Origin of the sequence: Reinekea forsetii (genome assembly GCF_002795845.1) — a bacterium.
GTDB classification, from domain to species: domain Bacteria; phylum Pseudomonadota; class Gammaproteobacteria; order Pseudomonadales; family Natronospirillaceae; genus Reinekea; species Reinekea forsetii.
Genome location: NZ_CP011797.1, coordinates 2,202,732 through 2,222,023, shown reverse-complemented (window position 1 = coordinate 2,222,023; position 19,292 = coordinate 2,202,732). Strand labels below are relative to the sequence as shown.

Below are 19,292 nucleotides of genomic sequence, written 5' to 3'. Positions count from 1 at the left end.
GGTTGAGCGCGCCGAGCGAGCGAGCGGGCCCGAGCGGGGTCCAACATTGAATTGTCGGCCCCAACTGTGTATTCTCGCCCACTTTTCGCAGCCCTCATAACTTGGATTCCCCCAGTTTGAAGCGTTCCTGAGGCCGAAAAAAGACAGCAATGAGGCAGATATATGTTATTGACCCAAAGCAAAGCCGACTGGTTCGGCAATATACGCGGTGATTTTTTGGCCGGGTTGGTCGTGGCGCTCGCGTTGATTCCGGAAGCCATTGCGTTTTCGGTGATTGCCGGTGTTGATCCCAAGGTCGGTCTCTATGCATCCTTCTGTATCGCTGTGGTGATTTCGATTGTCGGTGGTCGTCCTGGGATGATTTCCGCCGCAACCGGCGCCATGGCACTGTTGATGGTGACCCTGGTTAAGCAGCACGGGCTGGAGTATTTGTTGGCGGCGACCTTGCTAACTGGGGTGTTGCAATTGCTCGCCGGTTATTTACGCCTCGGTGAATTGATGCGCTTTGTATCGCGCTCGGTCGTTACCGGCTTCGTCAACGCCTTGGCGATTCTGATTTTCATGGCGCAATTGCCCGAACTGATCGATGTCAGCTGGGTGGTCTACGCGATGACCGCTGGCGGTCTGGGTATTATCTATTTGTTTCCGCTGATCAATAAAACGCTGCCCTCGCCGTTGATCTGCATCTTGGTGCTCACCGGGCTGGCCATGCTGCTAGGCCTGGATATCCGCACCGTCGGCGACATGGGCGAGTTACCGGATACCTTGCCGATCTTTTTGTGGCCCGATGTTCCGCTCAATCTGGAAACGCTGTTTATTATCCTGCCCTATGCCGCACCGCTGGCCGTCGTCGGCCTGCTCGAGTCGCTTATGACTGCGACCATCGTCGACGATCTAACCGACACCACCAGCGATAAGAACCGTGAATGTAAGGGCCAGGGCATTGCCAATATCGCCTCCGGTCTGGTCGGTGGCATGGCCGGTTGTGCCATGATCGGTCAATCGGTGATCAATGTGAAATCCGGCGGGCGCGGGCGCTTATCGACCTTCGTGGCCGGATTTGTGTTGTTGATTATGGTGGTCTTCCTCAGTGATTGGGTCGCGCGAATACCCATGGCGGCCTTAGTCGCTGTGATGATTATGGTGTCGATCGGAACCTTTAATTGGGCCTCTATCCGTGATTTGAAGCAATATCCGCTCTCGACCAATCTGGTTATGCTTGTTACCGTAGTGGTGGTGGTCTGGACGCACAATTTGGCCTATGGTGTATTCGCTGGCGTTTTGTTGGCGGCGCTGTTTTTTGCCAACAAGATCAGCCACTTTATGTACGTCGATTCGCAGCACGATGAGGCCACGGATCAACGCAGCTATCAGGTTCATGGGCAGCTATTTTTCAACTCTGCCGATAAGTTCAGCAACGCCTTCGATTATAAGGAAGCGGTCAGCCGGGTGACGATAGACGTGTCCCGGGCGCATTTTTGGGATATTACCGCCGTTGCTGCACTGGACAAGGTGGTGCTTAAGTTCCGCCGTGAAGGCACCGAGGTCGAGGTAATCGGTATCAACGAAGCCAGTGAAACCATCATTGACCGCTTCGGCCAACACGACAAGCCGGAAGACATCGATAAAGTACTGGGAGGCCATTGATGAACGACACGAATAATAAGGTGCACCAATCGAGCGACACCGAGCGCAGCTGGACCATCGCCTGTATCGATGGCTCTCACTATAATTCGGCGGTCTGCGATTATGCGGTTTGGTTAAGTCAACGGCTGAACTCCCCCTTTAAGGCGCTGCACGCGATTGAACACAGCGGTGCGATCGCGGTTAGAGACCTGACCGGTGCCATCGGCCTGGGTGCCCAAGAGCACCTGCTCGCGGAACTGACCGATCTGGAGCAACAGCGCAATCGCTTGGAGCTTCAGAAGGGTCGGCAAATGCTCGACACCGTCAAACAACGTGCCGAACTGGCTGGCCTGCCCAACCCGGTCACGGTGCAACGGCACGGCACTCTGATCGAATCGTTGATCGAATTGGAACACGACGCGCGGGTCGTGGTGCTCGGTATTCGTGGCGAGGTCCACGACGCCGACACCGAGCATTTAGGTACCCATTTGGAGTCGCTGGTGCGCTCGATCGCGCGACCGATCTTTGTGGTCAATCGGGAATTTAGCGCACCCACCGCTGCGATGCTGGCCTATGACGGCAGTCCATGTAGCCTCAAGGCGCTCCAGATGGTCGGCTCTAGCCCACTATTCGAACATATCCCGATCCATCTAGTGCATGTCAGTAAGGATCCGGCCAGCGCGCAGGAACTGGTGTTGGCTGCTAAGATCCAGCTAGAGCAGGCCAATCGGCAGGTCTTTAGCGAAATCCTTCAGGGTGATCCGGCCGAGGCTTTGTGCCAATACCAAGCCAGTCATGGCATCGATCTGACGGTCATGGGTGCTTTCAGCCACAATCGTTTGCGTGAGCTGGTGTTTGGCAGCTTCACCATGAAGATGTTGCTCAGCACCCGGCAACCTCTGCTCTTGTTGCGCTAACAAGACCCCTCGATGGCCCACCCACCCAGGGTTGCTCTTTGTCACTTGGGGCTCAAAACAGACGGTTTCTTGCCTCAAGCGAGCCGTCTGCCGAACAGGTCCACGTTTTTATTCGGTTAATAGTTGACTGTTTTACTCAGGTATTTATAATTCCCTCACTCTTAACGCAGTGGACACTCGGGATGAAACTGACAACCAAAGGTCGATATGCCGTTACCGCCATGCTCGACTTGGCATTAAACGAGGAAAGTGGCCCGATCAATCTTGCCGATATTTCCGAGCGCCAGGGCATTTCTCTATCCTATCTAGAACAGTTATTTGCCAAGCTGCGCAAGCAGGGTCTGGTCGCGTCGGTCCGTGGACCGGGCGGCGGGTATCTGCTCGGTCGAGCGCGAGCGCTTATCAGTGTGGCCTCGGTAGTCGACGCCGTCAGCGAGTCGATGGATGCCACCAAGTGTGGCGGCCAGACCGGCTGTCAGCAGGGTGAAGCCTGCCTAACGCATCACCTTTGGCAGGACCTTAGTCAACAAATTCACGGTTTCTTGGATGATATCAGTCTGCAAAATCTGGTCGATCGGAGCGAGATGAAACTCGTTAATGAGCGGCAAAACAGAAAGCTGCAGCTGCGCGTTAGTCAGAGTCAAGAAGCCATCGCCACGACACAGGTCGACTAATGCGCCCACTATATTTTGATTATGCGTCGACCACGCCGGTCGATGGCCCAGTCGCCGAAAAAATGATGGCCTATCTGACCCGAGATGGCGAGTTCGGTAACCCGGCCTCACGCTCTCATATACTCGGTTGGATGGCCGAAGAAGCTGTCGAGGACGCACGCAACGAGGTGGCCGATCTGATTCAAGCCGATAGCCGAGAAATTGTCTGGACCAGCGGGGCTACCGAAGCGAATAACTTGGCCATCAAGGGCGTGGCAGAAGGCTATGCCCCAGCCGAGTGCCATCTGATCACCAGCGCCACAGAACATAAGGCCGTGTTAGACCCCTGTAACTACCTGCACGCCAAAGGCTATCCGCTTTCGATTCTGAAGCCCGATGCCGATGGGGTGATCAGCGTCCAGGCCGTGGCCGCGGCGATCACCGAGCACACTCGTTTGGTGAGTATTATGGCAGTCAATAACGAGACCGGGGTGTGCAACCCCATTGCTGAAATTGGCGCGCTCTGCGCCGCACAGGGTATTTTGTTTCATGTCGATGCGGCCCAGGCCATTGGCAAGATGCCGCTCGATGTGGATTCGGCCCAGATCAGTCTGCTGTCGATGTCAGCTCATAAATTCTATGGACCCAAGGGCATCGGCGCGCTCTATGTGCGCCGCCGCAGCCCACTTGATTTAGTCGCCCAGATTCACGGCGGTGGCCATGAACGGGGTATGCGCTCGGGCACCTTGCCGACCCACCAGATCGTTGGCATCGGGGCCGCGGCCAAGATTCTCAACGCCGGTTTCGCCGAGGAGGCTGAGCGTATTAGCCGCTTGCGTGATCGTTTGCTCAATGCCCTCGTGGAGCTGGGCGATGTCACCATCAACGGTGGCGCGGCACCCCGCGTGCCGGGCCACCTCAATGTGTGTTTTCACGGCGTCGATGGCGAGGCGCTAATGTTGGCGGTGCGCAATCTGGCTCTGTCAACCGGCTCGGCCTGTACCTCGGCCAGCATAGAACCCTCTTTTGTACTAAAAGCCATGGGATTAAGTGATCAGGCGGCACACAGCTCGCTGCGCTTGAGTTTGGGTCGGTTTAGCACCGAAGCCGATGTCGATAGCGCCATCCTTAGTCTCACTGAAGCAGTCAATAGCTTGCGCACTTCGGCAAGCCGCAATAAAAGGCACCAATCATGAGTGAAGAAGTGGAACAGTACCTAAAGTCTGAGTATTCGGCGGGTTTTGTCACCGATGTCGAGTCCATGACCATACCGGCAGGGCTCGACGAAGATGTGGTCCGACTGATTTCGGCCAAAAAGAACGAACCGGAATGGTTGCTCGAATGGCGCCTCAAGGCGTTTCGTGCCTGGATCGAAATGGACGAACCGGACTGGGCCCATGTGACCTATCCAAAGCCCGATTTTCAGGCCCTATCGTATTATTCATCGCCTAAGAGTATGGAAGAGAATCGACCTAAATCGCTCGATGAGGTCGATCCGGAATTATTGGCGACCTACGAGAAGCTGGGCATTCCGACCCATGAACACGCCGCTCTTGCTGGCGTCGCGGTCGATATGGTGTTCGATTCGGTCTCGGTCGGCACCACCTTTCGGCAAAAGCTATTGGATGTGGGGGTGATCTTTTGCCCTATATCCGAGGCGGTGCACGAATATCCGGAGTTGGTGAAAAAATACCTTGGTTCGGTCGTGCCACAGCGCGATAACTTTTATGCCGCGCTGAACTCAGCGGTCTTTTCCGACGGTTCCTTCGTTTACATTCCCAAGGGGGTGCGTTGCCCGATGGAGCTGTCGACTTACTTCCGCATTAATGAAGCCAAGACCGGACAGTTTGAGCGCACCCTGATCATTGCCGATGAAGGCAGCCATGTCAGTTATCTCGAAGGCTGCACCGCACCGATGCGCGATGAAAATCAATTGCACGCCGCGGTGGTGGAGTTGGTGGTGCTCGATGATGCGCAAATCAAATACTCGACCGTGCAAAATTGGTATCCGGGCAATTCAGAAGGCAAGGGCGGTATCTACAATTTCGTCACCAAGCGCGGCATTGCCCATAAGCGCGCGAAGATCAGCTGGACGCAGGTGGAAACCGGCTCGGCAGTGACCTGGAAGTACCCTTCCTGCATCCTCAAAGGGGATGACAGCGTGGGCGAATTCTATTCGGTGGCGCTAACCAGTAACTTCCAGCAGGCCGACACCGGCACCAAGATGATTCACATTGGCAAAAACACCCGCTCGACCATTATTGCCAAGGGCATTAGTGCGTTAAAGAGTCAGAATACCTATAGAGGTCTGGTGAAGATGAATCCGGGCGCGGATGGCGCACGTAACTTTACCCAGTGCGATTCGCTGTTAATCGGCGATCAATGCGGCGCGCACACCTTCCCCTATATCGAAAGCAAAAATCGCTCGGCCGTTGTGGAGCATGAAGCGACCACGTCCAAGGTGAGTGAAGACCAGCTGTTCCTATGTCGTCAACGCGGCATCGATGCTGAAAAAGCTGTATCGATGATCGTCAATGGCTTCTGTAAGGAAGTCTTTAAAGAGCTGCCGATGGAATTTGCCGTCGAAGCAGGCAAGCTGCTGGAAGTTTCATTGGAAGGGGCTGTCGGTTAAATTCCGTTGGCAACACAGAATTTTTTTCACCTAATTATAGGTTCTTGATCCTCATGCTAAGCATCAAAAATTTACATGCAAAGATAGACGATAAAAACATTTTAAAAGGCCTCAACCTGGATATTCGGGCGGGCGAAGTGCATGCCATTATGGGCCCTAATGGCGCCGGCAAGAGCACCCTCGGCAATGTATTGGCTGGTCGCGATGGCTACCAGGTCACAGAGGGCAGCATCCAATTTAATGATCAGGATTTACTGGCGCTCGATGCCGAAGAGCGCGCCCGGCGCGGCGTATTTTTGGCCTTTCAATATCCGGTCGAGATACCGGGTGTGTCCAATATGGAATTCCTCAAGGCCTCAGTCGATGCCATTCGTCGCGCGCGCGACCTGACGCCCTACAGCTCCATTGATTTTATCAAGCTGGCCCGGGAAAAATCGGCCTTGGTGGACCTACCGGCTGATTTTCTCAAGCGCGGTGTCAACGAAGGTTTTTCCGGCGGTGAGAAGAAACGTAATGAGCTGATGCAAATGATGCTGCTCGAGCCGACCCTGTGCATCTTGGATGAAACCGACTCTGGCCTCGATATCGATGCCCTGCAGTTGGTCGCCAAGGGTGTGAATGACCAACGCCGGGCCGATCGCTCCTTTATCATCGTGACCCATTATCAACGGCTGTTGGATTTCATCGTGCCCGATTATGTCCATGTCTTGGCGAACGGCTCGATCGTTAAGTCGGGCGGCCGCGAGCTGGCGCTTGAGTTGGAAAAAGACGGCTATGGCTGGATCGATGAGGAGCACGTATAGGTGACGGTTGCATTGAACACCCTCAGCGCGCGCTCTGCCGTTGCGCAAGCCGCGGCGCCGCAATGGCTTAAAGATTGGCAGCAGCAAGGTCAGGACGATTTCGCCGCCTTGGCTTGGCCGACGCGCAAAACCGAGGCCTGGAAATACACGCCTCTGAAAGCCTTACTCGATGTCACCTGGCAAAAATCCACCGAGTCGACGGATGAACCGGGTATTCGCTTTGAAAACTGGAACGACATCCGCATCGACCTGGTCAACGGTCAGCTCCAAGACCTACCGACTCTGCCGGCGGGCGTCTCGTTGCGCCGTCTGAGCGACTGCTCGGCCGATGAAGGCTTGGCGTTTTTGGCGCGGATCGATGCGGAACGCAATGGTTTTGTCTTCGATTCACTGAATCAAGCCCTACTCGACCAGGCCTATTGGTTGAGCGTCGACGCCGGCGTTAAGGTGTCTGCACCGATCCACCTGAATTACATCAGTCAGGGGGTCGACGCCATTAGCAATATTCAGGTCTTGGTCGATCTAGGCAAGGAATCGCATCTGACGCTGGTGGAAACCTTTAGCCATGGCCCATCAGGCCGCTGCTTTGTGAATCCCAATACCGCGCTCTTTGTCGCCGAATTGGCGCAATTGACGCATTATCACCTGCTGCTGGAAACCGGCGATATCCGCCACATCGGCCGAGTCACGGCAACATTAGAGGCCTATGCAGCGCTGAACGCCTTTCATATGGCCGTTGGCGGTCAGATAAAGCGCAAAGATATAGTGGTGCGCCACCGCGGTGAAGGCGCTCGGCTAACCCTCAATGGCGTCTATCTGCCAAAGGGTAACGAGCTGATCGATTACCACACCGTGCTAGAGCATGAGGTGCCGCACTGCCAATCGACTGAGACTTTTCGCGGTATCCTCGCTGATAAGGGCCATGCCGTGTTCAACGGTCGGATTCATATCCACAAGTTGGCGCAAAAATCGGTCGCCGAGTTGCAAAATCGTAACCTGTTGCTCAGCGATACGGCGGAAATCAATACCAAGCCGGAACTGGAAATCTACGCCGATGATGTCCGCTGTGCGCACGGCGCGACCATTGCCCAGCTGGATAAGAATTTGCTGTTCTATTTCCAGGCGCGCGGCATCACCAAAGAAGATGCCGAAATGATGCTTAGCTTTGGTTTTATCAATGAACTGCTCGATGCCCTAGACGATGAGCCGGTGCGCTTACTGTTGCGTCCGCTGCTCGAGGCCTTATTTGCGACCAAGGTGGCGGCGCTATCGGGAGCGGCCTTATGAGCTTTGATGTGCAAGCAATCCGGGCCCAGTTTCCGATCTTAGCCCAGCAAATTAATGGCAATCCGTTGGTTTATCTCGATAACGGCGCCACGACGCAAAAACCCGACGCGGTGATCGATGCCATCAGTAACTTCTATCGGCACGATAACAGCAATGTGCATCGCGGCGCCCATACCCTGAGTGACCGTGCAACGTCGGCCTTTGAACAGGCCCGGGTTGCGGTGCAGGGGCTCTTGAATGCCGGCTCTAGCGACGAGATTATCTGGACCAAGGGCACCACCGAGAGTGTCAATTTGGTCGCCTTTAGCTGGGGTCAGGCCAACCTGAAGCCGGGCGATCGGGTCCTAGTATCGGCCATGGAACACCATGCCAATATAGTTCCTTGGCAGCTGGTGTGCGCTAAAACCGGTGCTGAAGTGGTGCCGATTCCGGTTACCGACGCCGGCGAACTGGATCTGGAGGCCTTGGATGGCCTGCTCGATGAGCGGGTTAAGTTTGTCTCGATCGTGCACGTCTCCAATGCCTTAGGTACCGTCAATCCAGTTGCCGAGATCATCGCTCGGGCGCACCGGGTTGGTGCCCTGGTCATGGTCGACGGTGCCCAAGCCGTGGCCCATTTTGACCTCGATATGCAGGCGCTGGACTGTGACTTTTACACCTTTTCCGGCCATAAGCTCTTTGGTCCGACGGGCATCGGTGCGCTCTATGGTAAAATGGCCCTGCTCGAGGCCATGCCGCCCTTTATGGGTGGGGGTGAGATGATCGAAACGGTCAGTTTTGAACAGACCACCTTCAATCGGGTGCCCTATAAGTTTGAGCCGGGTACGCCTAACATAGCCGGAGCCGTCGGTTTGGCGGCGGCCATCACCTGGTTCAATGGCTTGGACCGAGCGGCGATGATGGCGCATGAGCAGGCGGTACTGGATTACGCCGTCGAATGTGCGCACAACTATCCCGGCCTCACGCTGATTGGCCAAGCCGACCAGCGTGCCGGGGTGCTAAGCTTTGTGCTCGACGGCAGCCATCCGCACGATGTCGGCACCTTGCTCGACCAGCAGGGCGTTGCGGTGCGCACCGGCAGTCACTGCGCCATGCCGATTATGAGTCGCTTGGGTGTGTCCGGTACGGTTCGAGCCAGCTTTGCGCTCTACAACACCCGAGAAGATGTCGATGCCCTGTTTGCGGCGTTGGACAAGGTAAAATTATTTCTTTTTTGACAGGTCTGTTCGTTAGACCCTGAAGGTAGGCGAATTATGAGCGTACAGTCGTTTGATCCAAAAGCATTGCAAACCCCCAATATCACCATGACCGATGCGGCGGTAGGGCATTTTCGCAAGCAGCTGGCCCAGGCCGACAAGGCCTCGGTGCGGTTGTTTATTCAGGAAAGCGGTTGTTCCGGCTATATGTACAAGATCGATTTCGTCGCCGCGGCAGAGCCGGGCGATCTCAGCCTGGTGATGGCCGATGACGTCACCTTGCATGTCCAGCAAGAGGCTCTGGCGATACTGCAGGGTACCGAGATTGATTTTAAAAAGGATGGCTTGAATCAGTTGATCAAGTTTAACAACCCGAATGTCACCGCCGAGTGTGGCTGTGGCGAGAGCTTTGTTGTGGAGGCTGACTGATGGAACGACAAGTGGTGGTCACCACTCGAGCGGTCAACGCTCGCCTAGTACCCGTTGGCACCCCCATGACCATCCCAGCCGATACCTTTGTTACCCTGACGCAGAGCTTGGGTGGCAACTATACGGTGGTCTATCATGGCAATATGGCGCGTATTGATGGCACCGACGCCGATGCCCTGGGCTTTGAGCCCGAAAAACTGATCTTTACCCCGGTCACCGGCCCCGATGTCGATGAGGCCCAAGTTTGGCAGGCTCTGGCGACAATCTTCGATCCGGAGATTCCGGTTAGCCTAGTGGCCTTGGGTCTGATCTACAAGGTCTCGACTCAAGGCCAAACGGTACTTATCGATATGACGCTGACCGCCCCGGGTTGTGGCATGGGTCCGGTGTTAGTTGATGATGTCAAGTATCGCGTGGCGTTGGTGCCTAATGTGCAGCAGGTTGAGGTCAATCTGGTGTTCGATCCGCCGTGGCATCGCGATATGATGTCCGAAGAGGCGCAGCTTGAAACCGGTATGTTCAGCTAAGTTGATGCCATCCCAGACCCCCCATTTATAGAGGCCCCTTATGAATCCAGTATTCGGCATCGATATCAGCGCAGACGATATCATCGAAAATCTATCCTTCTTCGATTCGTGGGAAGAGCGTTACAAATACATTATTGATCTGGGCAAGGAGCTGCCGCCCATGGCTGACGAGCTGAAGTCGGAGGTGAACTTGGTGCGTGGTTGCCAAAGCCAGGTGTGGTTGGTGCCAGAGCAACAGGACGAGCTGTTTATATTCAAGGTTGATTCCGATGCCCATATCGTCAAGGGCTTGCTGGCGGTGGTTTTGGTCGCCTTCAATGGCAGAAGTGCCCAAGCGATATTGGCCGTCGACATCGAACGGTATTTCACCGCCCTGGACCTGGTGCGTCATCTAAGCCCGTCGCGCGGCAACGGTTTACGCGCCATGGTGAAAAAAATTCAAGATATCGCCACCGCCCGATTGGCCGTATAGCGTTAGACGATCGAGAACTCGCCAGCGTTGCCGCAGCCATGCCCCGGCACTAGGTGCTATACCGGGTCTGGGCTTTTGCTTAGCCCGGACCATTGCCAGACAAAGATAGCCTGGCCGGCGAATTCAACGTACAATGTGGCGCCGAAAAACCCAATAAAAAAACCCCTAGAGAGGCCTAAATGGCAATTGAACGCACTTTTTCTATAGTTAAACCCGATGCCGTAGCCCGTAACCTGGTTGGTGCCATCTATTCTCGCTTTGAAACTGCAGGCTTGAAGATAGTTGCATCTAAGATGCTGTTGTTATCCTCTGAGCAGGCCGAAGGCTTTTACGGGGAACATAAGGAGCGTCCTTTCTTCCCGCACCTGGTCAAGTTCATGATGTCTGGCCCGGTCATGGTCCAGGTCCTTGAAGGCGAGAACGCCATTGCCAAAAACCGTGAAATCATGGGTGCTACTAACCCTGCTGATGCGGCGGCCGGCACCATTCGTCACGATTTCGCCCAGAGCATCGATGCCAACTCGGCGCACGGTTCTGACGCACCAGCGTCTGCGGCCCGTGAAATAGCGTTCTTTTTTAACGAAAATGAAATCTTTTCACGTTAAGTAAAGAACGGGGCAGTCGACAGTTTGTGCTGCCCCTGGATGCTAGAATACAGAGGGAGCTCAGTTTAAGGCTGAGCTCCCTTTTGAGTTTTAAATTTTAGAGCCTTTTGCCGCCATTTGCAGCGAAAGACTTGGCCGGTTTTGGCGCAGTACTATTAGGTAACCTAGATGACACAAACAACACAGAAAATTAACTTGCTCGGCATGGGCCTGAGTTCGCTGGAGCGCTTTTTTACCGAGGAGCTGGGCGAAAAGAGGTTTCGAGCAATACAGGTGTTGAAGTGGATTCATCAACGAGGTGTCGATAACTTCGATGATATGACCGATGTCAGCATGGCGCTGCGCGATAAGTTGAAATTAGTAGCCGAAATAGTGCCGCCAGAAGTGACCTTTAAGCAATATTCTATCGACGGCACGCGCAAATGGGTCATGAAAATGCCCGGTGGCAATGCCGTTGAGACGGTTTACATACCGGAAGAAGGACGCGGCACCCTCTGTGTCTCGTCGCAAATTGGCTGTGCCCTAGACTGTTCTTTTTGCTCGACCGGCAAACAGGGCTTCAATCGGGATTTGAGCTCGGCTGAAATCATTGGCCAACTCTGGGTCGCGGCCCGGTCTTGGGATGAGCCGGGCAAAAAGCGGGATCGGCACGTCACTAACGTGGTCATGATGGGCATGGGCGAACCCCTGCTTAACTTTGATAACGTCGTCGAGTCGATGGGCCTGATGATGGAAGACAACGCCTACGGCCTGTCCAAGCGGCGTGTCACCCTCAGTACCTCCGGTGTGGTGCCAAGAATCTACGATCTGGCCGAGGTCAGCGACGTGTCCCTGGCCCTGTCTCTGCATGCGCCCAATGATGCGTTGCGCAACGAGCTGGTACCGATCAATCGAAAATACGGTATCGCCGAGACGTTGAAGGCGGTGAATGCCTATTTTGAGCGGCTGCCCGATAAGCGGGTCTGTACCATCGAATACACGATGATGAATCACATCAACGATAGTGAGGAATTAGCGACTGAATTGGCCGCGGTATTGCGGGATACGCCCTGCAAGATCAACCTGATACCCTTTAATCCGTTTCCCAATTCCGGCTACGAGCGGCCAAGCAATAACCGCATGCACCGCTTTAAGGATATCCTGCAACAGGCCGGATACAACGTGACCATTCGTAAAACCCGTGGCGATGACATCGATGCCGCCTGTGGTCAGCTGATTGGTCAGGTCTCTGACAAGACGCGGCGTTCGGAACGGTTTATCGAAGCGGTGGAGTTGGGGCAAACCGCTGCCACGGTGGCCACCAAGCGCACCGATCGGAGTGCCGTATGACATCAGCCAGCATTCGGTTACTGATTTCGGCACTGGTCGTGTTCGGTTTAACCGGCTGCGTGACCACGACCGTCAGCTCGTTTGATGCTAAAAAAGACTTAAATAAGGCCGCCCTGACCTACGTTCAGATCGGTTACGGTTACTTCGAACAGGGTGCCAATCAGCAGGCCAAAGAGGCTCTGACCAAGGCTTTGGCGATCGACGACCAGTTACCGGGCGCCCATATGGGCCTGGCCCGGGTCTACGATCGCGAATTGGAATTTAAGCTGGCCGACAGCCATTTCCAAAAAGCGCTGCGTTATGGTGAAAGCACCGAAGGGCATTTTCAATACGGTGTCTATCTCTATAACCGAGGTGACTACAAGGGAGCCTATAAGCAGCTTAACAAGACCCTTGAGGATACGGTCTCGACTCGCCGAGCTCAGGCGTTTGAATATCAGGGCATCGTCGCATCGCGGATCGACAAGATGGATGTGGCCATTTCCAGCTACAACCGCGCCTTAGCGCTGAATCCCTTGTTAGGCAATAGCTTCTTGGGGCTGGCCAATATCTACTTCGAGCGTCAGGAGCTGAGTACAGCCTATCGCTATTACAACGGCTTCGTCGAGCTTGTGCGCGCGCAGCATGGCCGGCACAATGCCACAACGCTGTGGTTGGGTATTCAATTGGCCAAGGTGGCGCAAGATAAGAACGCGCTGTCGTCGATGACCCTGCAGTTGAAAAATCAATTCCCTCAATCGGTAGAGTATCAAACCTACCTGAGATGGCAGGCGGAGCAAGACGCTGCATGAATAAACGAACTGAAAGCCCGATTAAACGACGAGTTTCGCGCAAGATCTGGGTGGGTAATGTCCCGATCGGCGGGGATGCACCGATTGCGGTGCAATCTATGACCAATACCGACACCGAAGATGTTAACGCCACGGTCGGGCAGATCGAAGCCTTAGTGCATGCCGGTGCCGACCTGGTGCGAGTATCGGTGCCGAGCATGGACGCGGCCGAAGCCTTTGGCAAAATTCGCGCCCGGGTCTCGGTGCCGTTGATTGCCGACATCCATTTTGACCACAAGATCGCGCTGCGAGTCGCCGAATTGGGCGTCGATTGCTTACGCATCAATCCGGGCAATATCGGCCGCGACGACCGGGTTCGGGCTGTGATCGACGCCGCCCGCGATCGTAATATTGCCATCCGCATCGGTGTTAACGCCGGGTCGTTGGAAAAAAGCCTACAACGCAAATACGGCGAACCGACGGCGGAAGCCTTGGTCGAGTCGGCCATGCGCCATATCGACATTCTCGATCGCATGGATTTTCAAAACTTTAAGCTGAGTCTAAAGGCCTCCGACGTCTTTATGACCGTTGCCGCCTACCGCCTGATTGCCAAACAGATCGATCAGCCGTTGCACCTGGGCATTACCGAAGCCGGTGGCCTGCGCAGTGGCACGGTGAAATCGTCGATTGGCTTGGGCATGCTGCTGATGGACGGCATCGGCGATACCCTGCGGGTGTCCTTAGCGGCCGACCCGGTGGAAGAAATCAAGGTCGGCTTTGATATTCTCAAGAGCCTACGCCTGCGCAACAAGGGCATTAACTTTATTGCTTGCCCAAGTTGTTCACGGCAAAACTTCGATGTGATCAGTACGCTCAACGAGCTCGAAAGTCGCCTCGACAATGTCCTGACGCCGCTCGATGTGGCGGTGATCGGGTGTATCGTCAACGGTCCTGGGGAGGCCAAGGAGGTCGACTTGGGTATTACCGGTGGCTCGCCTAGCAACCTGATCTACGTCGATGGCAAGGCCGACCACAAGATTGATAACGGCCAGTTGGTGGATCATTTTGAGCGCTTAATACGGCAAAAAATCGCTGATAAAGAAAAATTCGATTCAACCATTATCGCCAAAATTTAAGGAGATACGCGCTTGACCAGTTTGCAGTCCGTGCGCGGAATGAACGACATATTGCCCAGTGACAGTCCGCTTTGGCAGTATTTAGAAGGCCAGGTAAAAGCCGTGCTGAGTCAGTATGGTTATCGTGAAATCCGCATGCCCATCGTCGAGCCAACCGAGCTGTTTGCGCGCGGCGTGGGCGAGCATACCGATATAGTCGAAAAAGAAATGTATACCTTCAACGACCGCAATGGCGATAGCCTGACCCTGCGGCCGGAAGGCACTGCCGGCTGTGTGCGCGCGGCCCTAGAACACGGTCTACTGTACAATCAGATTCAGCGGCTCTGGTATCAGGGACCGATGTTTCGCTATGAGCGGCCGCAAAAGGGTCGTTATCGACAGTTTTTTCAGATCGGCGTCGAAACCTTTGGCATGGCCGGAGCGGACATAGACGCCGAACTGATATTGTTGACCCATCGGCTCTTTACCCGGCTCGGTGTGCTCGGCTCGTTGACATTGCACATCAATACTCTTGGCAGCAGTGAGGCGAGGGCACGTTACCGCAAGGCCTTGGTTGATTATCTCGAGGGCGTCAAAGACCAGCTCGATGACGACAGTCTGCGCCGTCTCTATGTGAATCCGTTACGGATTCTCGATAGCAAATCGGCCAGCACCCAAAAACTGCTCAACGCCGCGCCGGTGTTCGATGACTACATCGATGACGAGTCGCGGCTGCACTTCGCCGATCTGCGTGCCCGCCTCGACGCGAACGGCATTGCCTACCAGGTGAATCCGCGTCTGGTGCGCGGGCTCGATTACTACACCAAGACCGTCTTCGAATGGATGACCGATGCCCTCGGCGCCCAGGGTACCGTCTGTGGCGGCGGTCGTTATGATGGCCTGGTGCCGATGCTGGGCGGTAAAGAGACCCCAGCGTCCGGTTTTGCCATGGGTATTGAGCGGATACTGCTGTTATTGCAGGCCGTTGATGCGGTGCCGGCCAATATTGAGAAAACCGTGGACCTTTTCCTGGTCGTTGCCGGCGACCAAGCCGACGCCGTCGCGCAGGTGCTGGCCGAACAGATCCGCACTGAAATGCCGGCCGTGCGTCTGCAAATGAATTGCGGCGGCGGCAGCTTTAAGAGCCAGATGAAGAAAGCCGATAAATCCGGTGCCGCGGTGGCCTTGATCCTCGGTGACGATGAAGCGTTGGAAAAAAGGGTCCAAGTCAAAGATTTACACGGAAATATCGCCCAGCAGTCCAGTTCATGGCACGAATTGGCTGAAGTATTAGGCCAACTGGGGCTATAATGCTCCGCTGAATTAATTGTGATTATTAACCCGCGGCCGCAACGCCCGGTTCGAACACTATAAGCCGGGCGCAGTACCGGCATTTTTGGATTTTTGGGAGTATCAAGCGTGTACGAAACCGATCAGGAACAAATTGAAGCCATCAAAGGCTGGTGGAACAAAAACGGCAATTGGGTTATTGGCGGTTGCTTAGCCTTTATCGTGTCTTACATTGGTCTCTACATGTACCAAGATTCTGCCCAAACGCATCGTGTTGCGGGTTCTAAGGCCTATGAGCAGCTGCTCGTTAACCTCACCAGTGAGACGCCCGATAGCGAAGCGCTTACAGCTCAGATCGAGTTGCTGAAAGGCGAATATAAGGATTTGGGCTACGGCGTGATGGCAGCACTGCAAGAAGCCAAGGTGGCCGTTGATGCCGGCAAGCTGGAAAGCGCTTTGCCCGCACTGGACTGGGCCGCTAAAAACGCTGAAGCCGAACTGTTAACCGTTATCCTCTATCGTAAGGCCGTGGTGCAATATGCTCTGGACGATCTCGATGGTGCCTTGACCAGCCTCAATGCGATGAGCGGAACCGGCCATCAGACCCTGAGTTTTGAATTGAAGGGCGACATATTACTGGCCCAGGGTAAGCCTGATGAAGCCCGCAAGGCCTACAAGGCCGCGCTGGATCTGAGCTCCGAGCAGGATATCAACAACCCATATCTGCAGTTGAAACTGGACGACCTAGCCGTTGCTGAATAAGAAATACAGCGTGCGCGTTCTGAGTTCAATGTTAATACTTTTGACTCTGACCGCCTGTGCAAACAGCGGGATTAAGGAAGCGCCCGTTGCCATGCCAGCCCAGTTGCCGAGTGCGGCCGAACTTCGGGTCGACTGGTGGCATCTATTGGGTGATGAGCAGGGCCGCAGGGCCTTTGGTCAGCTGCGGCCAAGCGTTTATGGCGCTACGGCCTATGTGCCCTTGGCCTCCGGCCAGGTAGTTGAGCTCGACGCAGCAGGCACGATTGTGCGCCAAACGCAGGTGAGCGACAGTTTGTCGGCGCCGCTTGCGGTCGATGCGCAACAGATGGTGGCGATCACCGGTGACGGCTTGGCGCTCTTGTTGGACCGAGACTATCAGCAGCTGTGGGCCTTTAAATTGAATGCTCTGGCAACGGAGCCGGCCCTACTGACGCCCGATCGAGTATTTATTCAAACCATCGACGGCCGACTCAGCGCCATCGAGCGCATCACCGGTCGGCTGTTGTGGGTCTTTCAAGACGCTGAGCCCGATTTGACATTAACCGGCACCAGCGGCCCGGAACTGATTCGCACGAGCAGTGGCGAGGCCGTAGTGACCGGTCTGGCCAATGGCAAGATCGTGGCGCTCAGCACGGTCGATGGGTCGGTGATTTGGGAATACCGCCTCGCCCGCGCCAGCGGTAAAACCGACATCAGCCGTTTGGTCGATGTCGATGCTCATGTTACGTTGATCGATGACCGCCTGTTTGTGACCGGTTATCAGGGTGATCTAGTCGCTATTGAAACCGCCACCGGTCGGGTCCTGCAAGCAACGGGCTTTTCATCCTACCGGGCCATTCAAACGGACGGCCAATGGTTGTTTGGTGTGAATGCTCAGAGCCATGTGGTGGCCCTAGATCCGCTCGATCTATCGATTATATGGACCGCCACCGATTTTGAATATCGTCAATTGAGTGAGCTGTTAGTTCAGGATGGTGCACTCTACGCAGCCGATAGGCAGGGGTTTTTGCACGTCTTAGACAGTCAGACAGGGCAATGGTTGACCTCACGTCATATCGATTGGCGCGGCACTAATAGCGACCCAGTCGCCTTTGCCGATGGCGTGTTGTTGCAAGGTTACAGCACTCGGGTTAAGTCACTGCAACTGATACGGCCCTGATAGCACGGACAATTTAAGACCCAAGCTGCGACCCTCGCCGAGTGTGAGCGCCGCAGATTTTGAGTAACCGCACTAGCGCGGAGCTCAACCAATATAGCCCACTGTGGCGGTAAAATTGCCGCTCAGATGCTGATCGTTAATTGTACAGATAAGACTGTCGCTAAACGGTATCCAGTCTACAATGACTCTACTAACTATTAAGACGATTTTTTTAAAATGACCCCAGTAATAGCATTAGTCGGTCGACCCAATGTCGGCAAATCTACCCTTTTTAATCGGTTTACCCGTTCGCGTGATGCGTTGGTCGCCGATTTCTCTGGGCTCACCCGCGATCGAAAGTACGGCGATGGCCGCCTGGAGGACCGCCCCTTTATCGTTATCGACACCGGCGGCGTCAGCGGTTATGAGGAAGGGCTCGATGCCGAAATGGCCAAACAGAGTTTCGTGGCCATAGACGAAGCCGATATTGTTATGTTTCTGGTTGACGGCATGGCCGGTATCTCTGGCGACGACCAGTTTCTGGCCGATCATCTGCGCAAAGCAAACAAGCCCATCATTGTCGTGGTCAATAAGACCGATGGTCGGGATCCCGATATAGCTGCGGCCGATTTCTTTGAATTGGGTCTGGGCGAACCGGTGCCGATTTCTGCATCGAACAACCATGGTGTGCGCAGCCTGCTGGAAGACACGCTGGCGATGTTTCCGGCTCCGGAGGATCTGGGCGATCCGTTGGAATCCGATTCCATCCGTTTGGCCATCATCGGTCGACCCAATGTCGGAAAATCGACCCTGGTCAACCGTCTACTCGGTGAAGAGCGCGTTGTGGTCTTTGATCAGCCCGGCACCACCATGGATTCAATCTATATTCCCTATGAGCGGCATGGTAAACAATACATGTTGATCGATACCGCCGGTGTCCGCCGTCGTAAGAATATTACCGAAGCGGTCGAGAAATTCTCCATCGTGAAAACCCTGCAGGCAATTCAGGACGGCAACGTTGTCGTGCTGTTGATCGACGCCCAGGTGGGCCTGGTGGATCAAGACATGCACATGCTCGGCTTCGCTCTGGAATCGGGCCGCGCCTTGGTGATTGCGGTCAATAAGTGGGATGGCCTGTCGGAAGATCAGAAAGAGAAGGTGCGCGTTGCGATCGATCGTAAGCTGCCGTTCTTAGACTGGGCCGATATCCATTTTATTTCCGCCAAACATGGTACTAACGTTGGCCATCTCTATGAGTCGATCGACGAAGCCTATACCGGCGCGCGCAGTAAGTGGAGCACTAATCAGCTGACCACTCTGATGCAGGGTGTGTCCGAGATGCACCAGCCGCCCTTGGTCGGTGGACGCCGCATCAAGTTGCGCTATGCTCACCAAGGTGGCTCGAACCCGCCGATTATCGTGATACACGGTAATCAGATCGACAAGCTTCCCGGCAGTTATAAACGGTACCTGGAAAATGCTTTCCGTAAGGCACTGCGCGTGCGCGGTACGCCGATTCGGTTCCATTTCCGGGTCAATGAAAACCCCTATGATGATGTCGCCAAAGGTCGTCGAACTAATGATTCGAAGAAACATAAGGGGCGTTACTCTAACTAAGCGCTGAGTAGCTGAGGTCAGAGTTGCAGATAAAAAAGCCATCGTTGATGGCTTTTTTTTTGCCCGCTAACCCGTCCTGAAATAAGTTGACACCTTGGAGACTTATTTATGGAATCCTGTTCTA

19 protein-coding genes are annotated in these 19,292 nt (G+C 54.8%); all 19 read left to right on the top strand.

Going from position 1 to position 19,292, the window contains the following annotated elements; all coding sequences use genetic code 11:
• Window positions 1–162 precede the first annotated feature (162 nt).
• The 19 genes from REIFOR_RS10290 (at window position 163) to der (ending at window position 19,168) form a co-directional block, all read left to right on the top strand.
• Window positions 163–1,647, top strand: a complete 1,485-nt coding sequence (locus REIFOR_RS10290) for a SulP family inorganic anion transporter (RefSeq protein WP_100257475.1) — start codon at window positions 163–165, stop codon at window positions 1,645–1,647.
• Window positions 1,647–2,543, top strand: a complete 897-nt coding sequence (locus REIFOR_RS10285) for a universal stress protein (RefSeq protein WP_100257474.1) — start codon at window positions 1,647–1,649, stop codon at window positions 2,541–2,543. Before REIFOR_RS10290 ends, REIFOR_RS10285 begins: the two co-directional genes overlap by 1 nt.
• Window positions 2,544–2,725: 182 nt before the next feature.
• Window positions 2,726–3,217 (top strand): Fe-S cluster assembly transcriptional regulator IscR, encoded by a 492-nt coding sequence (gene iscR / locus REIFOR_RS10280; RefSeq protein WP_100257473.1) that lies wholly within the window; start codon window positions 2,726–2,728, stop codon window positions 3,215–3,217.
• On the top strand, window positions 3,217–4,392 hold the full coding sequence (locus tag REIFOR_RS10275) for an aminotransferase class V-fold PLP-dependent enzyme (RefSeq protein ID WP_100257472.1): 1,176 nt from the start codon (window positions 3,217–3,219) through the stop codon (window positions 4,390–4,392). The genes iscR and REIFOR_RS10275 overlap by 1 nt, the downstream gene beginning before the upstream one ends.
• A complete protein-coding gene (gene sufB / locus REIFOR_RS10270) occupies window positions 4,389–5,828 on the top strand; it encodes a Fe-S cluster assembly protein SufB (protein ID WP_100257471.1) in 1,440 nt (479 codons plus the stop codon). Before REIFOR_RS10275 ends, sufB begins: the two co-directional genes overlap by 4 nt.
• 53 nt (window positions 5,829–5,881) lie before the next feature.
• Window positions 5,882–6,631: a Fe-S cluster assembly ATPase SufC gene (gene sufC / locus REIFOR_RS10265; protein WP_100257470.1), complete on the top strand. Its 750-nt coding sequence runs from the start codon at window positions 5,882–5,884 to the stop codon at window positions 6,629–6,631.
• Window positions 6,632–7,918, top strand: a complete 1,287-nt coding sequence (gene sufD, locus REIFOR_RS10260) for a Fe-S cluster assembly protein SufD (RefSeq protein ID WP_100257469.1) — start codon at window positions 6,632–6,634, stop codon at window positions 7,916–7,918.
• On the top strand, window positions 7,915–9,135 hold the full coding sequence (locus REIFOR_RS10255; protein WP_100257468.1) for an aminotransferase class V-fold PLP-dependent enzyme: 1,221 nt from the start codon (window positions 7,915–7,917) through the stop codon (window positions 9,133–9,135). Before sufD ends, REIFOR_RS10255 begins: the two co-directional genes overlap by 4 nt.
• Before the next feature lie 36 nt (window positions 9,136–9,171).
• Window positions 9,172–9,543: a HesB/IscA family protein gene (locus tag REIFOR_RS10250; protein WP_100257467.1), complete on the top strand. Its 372-nt coding sequence runs from the start codon at window positions 9,172–9,174 to the stop codon at window positions 9,541–9,543.
• A complete protein-coding gene (sufT, locus tag REIFOR_RS10245) occupies window positions 9,543–10,070 on the top strand; it encodes a putative Fe-S cluster assembly protein SufT (RefSeq protein ID WP_100257466.1) in 528 nt (175 codons plus the stop codon). The genes REIFOR_RS10250 and sufT overlap by 1 nt, the downstream gene beginning before the upstream one ends.
• Window positions 10,071–10,110: 40 nt before the next feature.
• Entirely contained in the window at window positions 10,111–10,542 is a 432-nt protein-coding gene (locus REIFOR_RS10240) for a SufE family protein (RefSeq protein WP_100257465.1), read from the top strand.
• Between the two features lie 179 nt (window positions 10,543–10,721).
• A complete protein-coding gene (ndk, locus tag REIFOR_RS10235; RefSeq protein ID WP_100257464.1) occupies window positions 10,722–11,147 on the top strand; it encodes a nucleoside-diphosphate kinase in 426 nt (141 codons plus the stop codon).
• A gap of 168 nt (window positions 11,148–11,315) precedes the next feature.
• The gene (gene rlmN, locus REIFOR_RS10230) at window positions 11,316–12,476 is read left to right on the top strand and encodes a dual-specificity RNA methyltransferase RlmN (RefSeq protein WP_100257463.1); all 1,161 of its coding nucleotides are present in this window, start codon (window positions 11,316–11,318) and stop codon (window positions 12,474–12,476) included.
• Entirely contained in the window at window positions 12,473–13,267 is a 795-nt protein-coding gene (gene pilW / locus REIFOR_RS10225; RefSeq protein WP_100257462.1) for a type IV pilus biogenesis/stability protein PilW, read from the top strand. The genes rlmN and pilW overlap by 4 nt, the downstream gene beginning before the upstream one ends.
• Window positions 13,264–14,382: a flavodoxin-dependent (E)-4-hydroxy-3-methylbut-2-enyl-diphosphate synthase gene (gene ispG / locus REIFOR_RS10220; RefSeq protein WP_100257461.1), complete on the top strand. Its 1,119-nt coding sequence runs from the start codon at window positions 13,264–13,266 to the stop codon at window positions 14,380–14,382. The genes pilW and ispG overlap by 4 nt, the downstream gene beginning before the upstream one ends.
• A gap of 39 nt (window positions 14,383–14,421) precedes the next feature.
• Window positions 14,422–15,672 carry a histidine--tRNA ligase gene (gene hisS, locus REIFOR_RS10215; protein WP_227003832.1) on the top strand — a complete coding sequence of 417 codons (1,251 nt, stop codon included), beginning with the start codon at window positions 14,422–14,424 and terminating at the stop codon, window positions 15,670–15,672.
• 108 nt (window positions 15,673–15,780) lie between these two features.
• Window positions 15,781–16,413: a YfgM family protein gene (locus tag REIFOR_RS10210; RefSeq protein ID WP_158524354.1), complete on the top strand. Its 633-nt coding sequence runs from the start codon at window positions 15,781–15,783 to the stop codon at window positions 16,411–16,413.
• 28 nt (window positions 16,414–16,441) lie between these two features.
• Window positions 16,442–17,572 (top strand): outer membrane protein assembly factor BamB family protein, encoded by a 1,131-nt coding sequence (locus REIFOR_RS10205; RefSeq protein ID WP_100257458.1) that lies wholly within the window; start codon window positions 16,442–16,444, stop codon window positions 17,570–17,572.
• A 216-nt stretch (window positions 17,573–17,788) separates the two neighbouring features.
• The gene (der, locus tag REIFOR_RS10200) at window positions 17,789–19,168 is read left to right on the top strand and encodes a ribosome biogenesis GTPase Der (protein WP_100257457.1); all 1,380 of its coding nucleotides are present in this window, start codon (window positions 17,789–17,791) and stop codon (window positions 19,166–19,168) included.
• The last annotated feature ends 124 nt before the right edge of the window (window positions 19,169–19,292 follow it).

Excerpts from the sequence above, each read along its gene's own strand:
- REIFOR_RS10290 (WP_100257475.1), top strand. The coding sequence starts at position 163 with ATGTTATTGACCCAAAGCAAAGCCGACTGGTTCGGCAATATACGCGGT.
- REIFOR_RS10285 (WP_100257474.1), top strand. The coding sequence starts at position 1,647 with ATGAACGACACGAATAATAAGGTGCACCAATCGAGCGACACCGAGCGC.
- iscR (WP_100257473.1), top strand. The coding sequence starts at position 2,726 with ATGAAACTGACAACCAAAGGTCGATATGCCGTTACCGCCATGCTCGAC.
- REIFOR_RS10275 (WP_100257472.1), top strand. The coding sequence starts at position 3,217 with ATGCGCCCACTATATTTTGATTATGCGTCGACCACGCCGGTCGATGGC.
- sufB (WP_100257471.1), top strand. The coding sequence starts at position 4,389 with ATGAGTGAAGAAGTGGAACAGTACCTAAAGTCTGAGTATTCGGCGGGT.
- sufC (WP_100257470.1), top strand. The coding sequence starts at position 5,882 with ATGCTAAGCATCAAAAATTTACATGCAAAGATAGACGATAAAAACATT.
- REIFOR_RS10255 (WP_100257468.1), top strand. The coding sequence starts at position 7,915 with ATGAGCTTTGATGTGCAAGCAATCCGGGCCCAGTTTCCGATCTTAGCC.
- REIFOR_RS10250 (WP_100257467.1), top strand. The coding sequence starts at position 9,172 with ATGAGCGTACAGTCGTTTGATCCAAAAGCATTGCAAACCCCCAATATC.
- sufT (WP_100257466.1), top strand. The coding sequence starts at position 9,543 with ATGGAACGACAAGTGGTGGTCACCACTCGAGCGGTCAACGCTCGCCTA.
- REIFOR_RS10240 (WP_100257465.1), top strand. The coding sequence starts at position 10,111 with ATGAATCCAGTATTCGGCATCGATATCAGCGCAGACGATATCATCGAA.
- ndk (WP_100257464.1), top strand. The coding sequence starts at position 10,722 with ATGGCAATTGAACGCACTTTTTCTATAGTTAAACCCGATGCCGTAGCC.
- rlmN (WP_100257463.1), top strand. The coding sequence starts at position 11,316 with ATGACACAAACAACACAGAAAATTAACTTGCTCGGCATGGGCCTGAGT.
- pilW (WP_100257462.1), top strand. The coding sequence starts at position 12,473 with ATGACATCAGCCAGCATTCGGTTACTGATTTCGGCACTGGTCGTGTTC.
- ispG (WP_100257461.1), top strand. The coding sequence starts at position 13,264 with ATGAATAAACGAACTGAAAGCCCGATTAAACGACGAGTTTCGCGCAAG.
- hisS (WP_227003832.1), top strand. The coding sequence starts at position 14,422 with ATGAACGACATATTGCCCAGTGACAGTCCGCTTTGGCAGTATTTAGAA.
- REIFOR_RS10205 (WP_100257458.1), top strand. The coding sequence starts at position 16,442 with ATGTTAATACTTTTGACTCTGACCGCCTGTGCAAACAGCGGGATTAAG.
- der (WP_100257457.1), top strand. The coding sequence starts at position 17,789 with ATGACCCCAGTAATAGCATTAGTCGGTCGACCCAATGTCGGCAAATCT.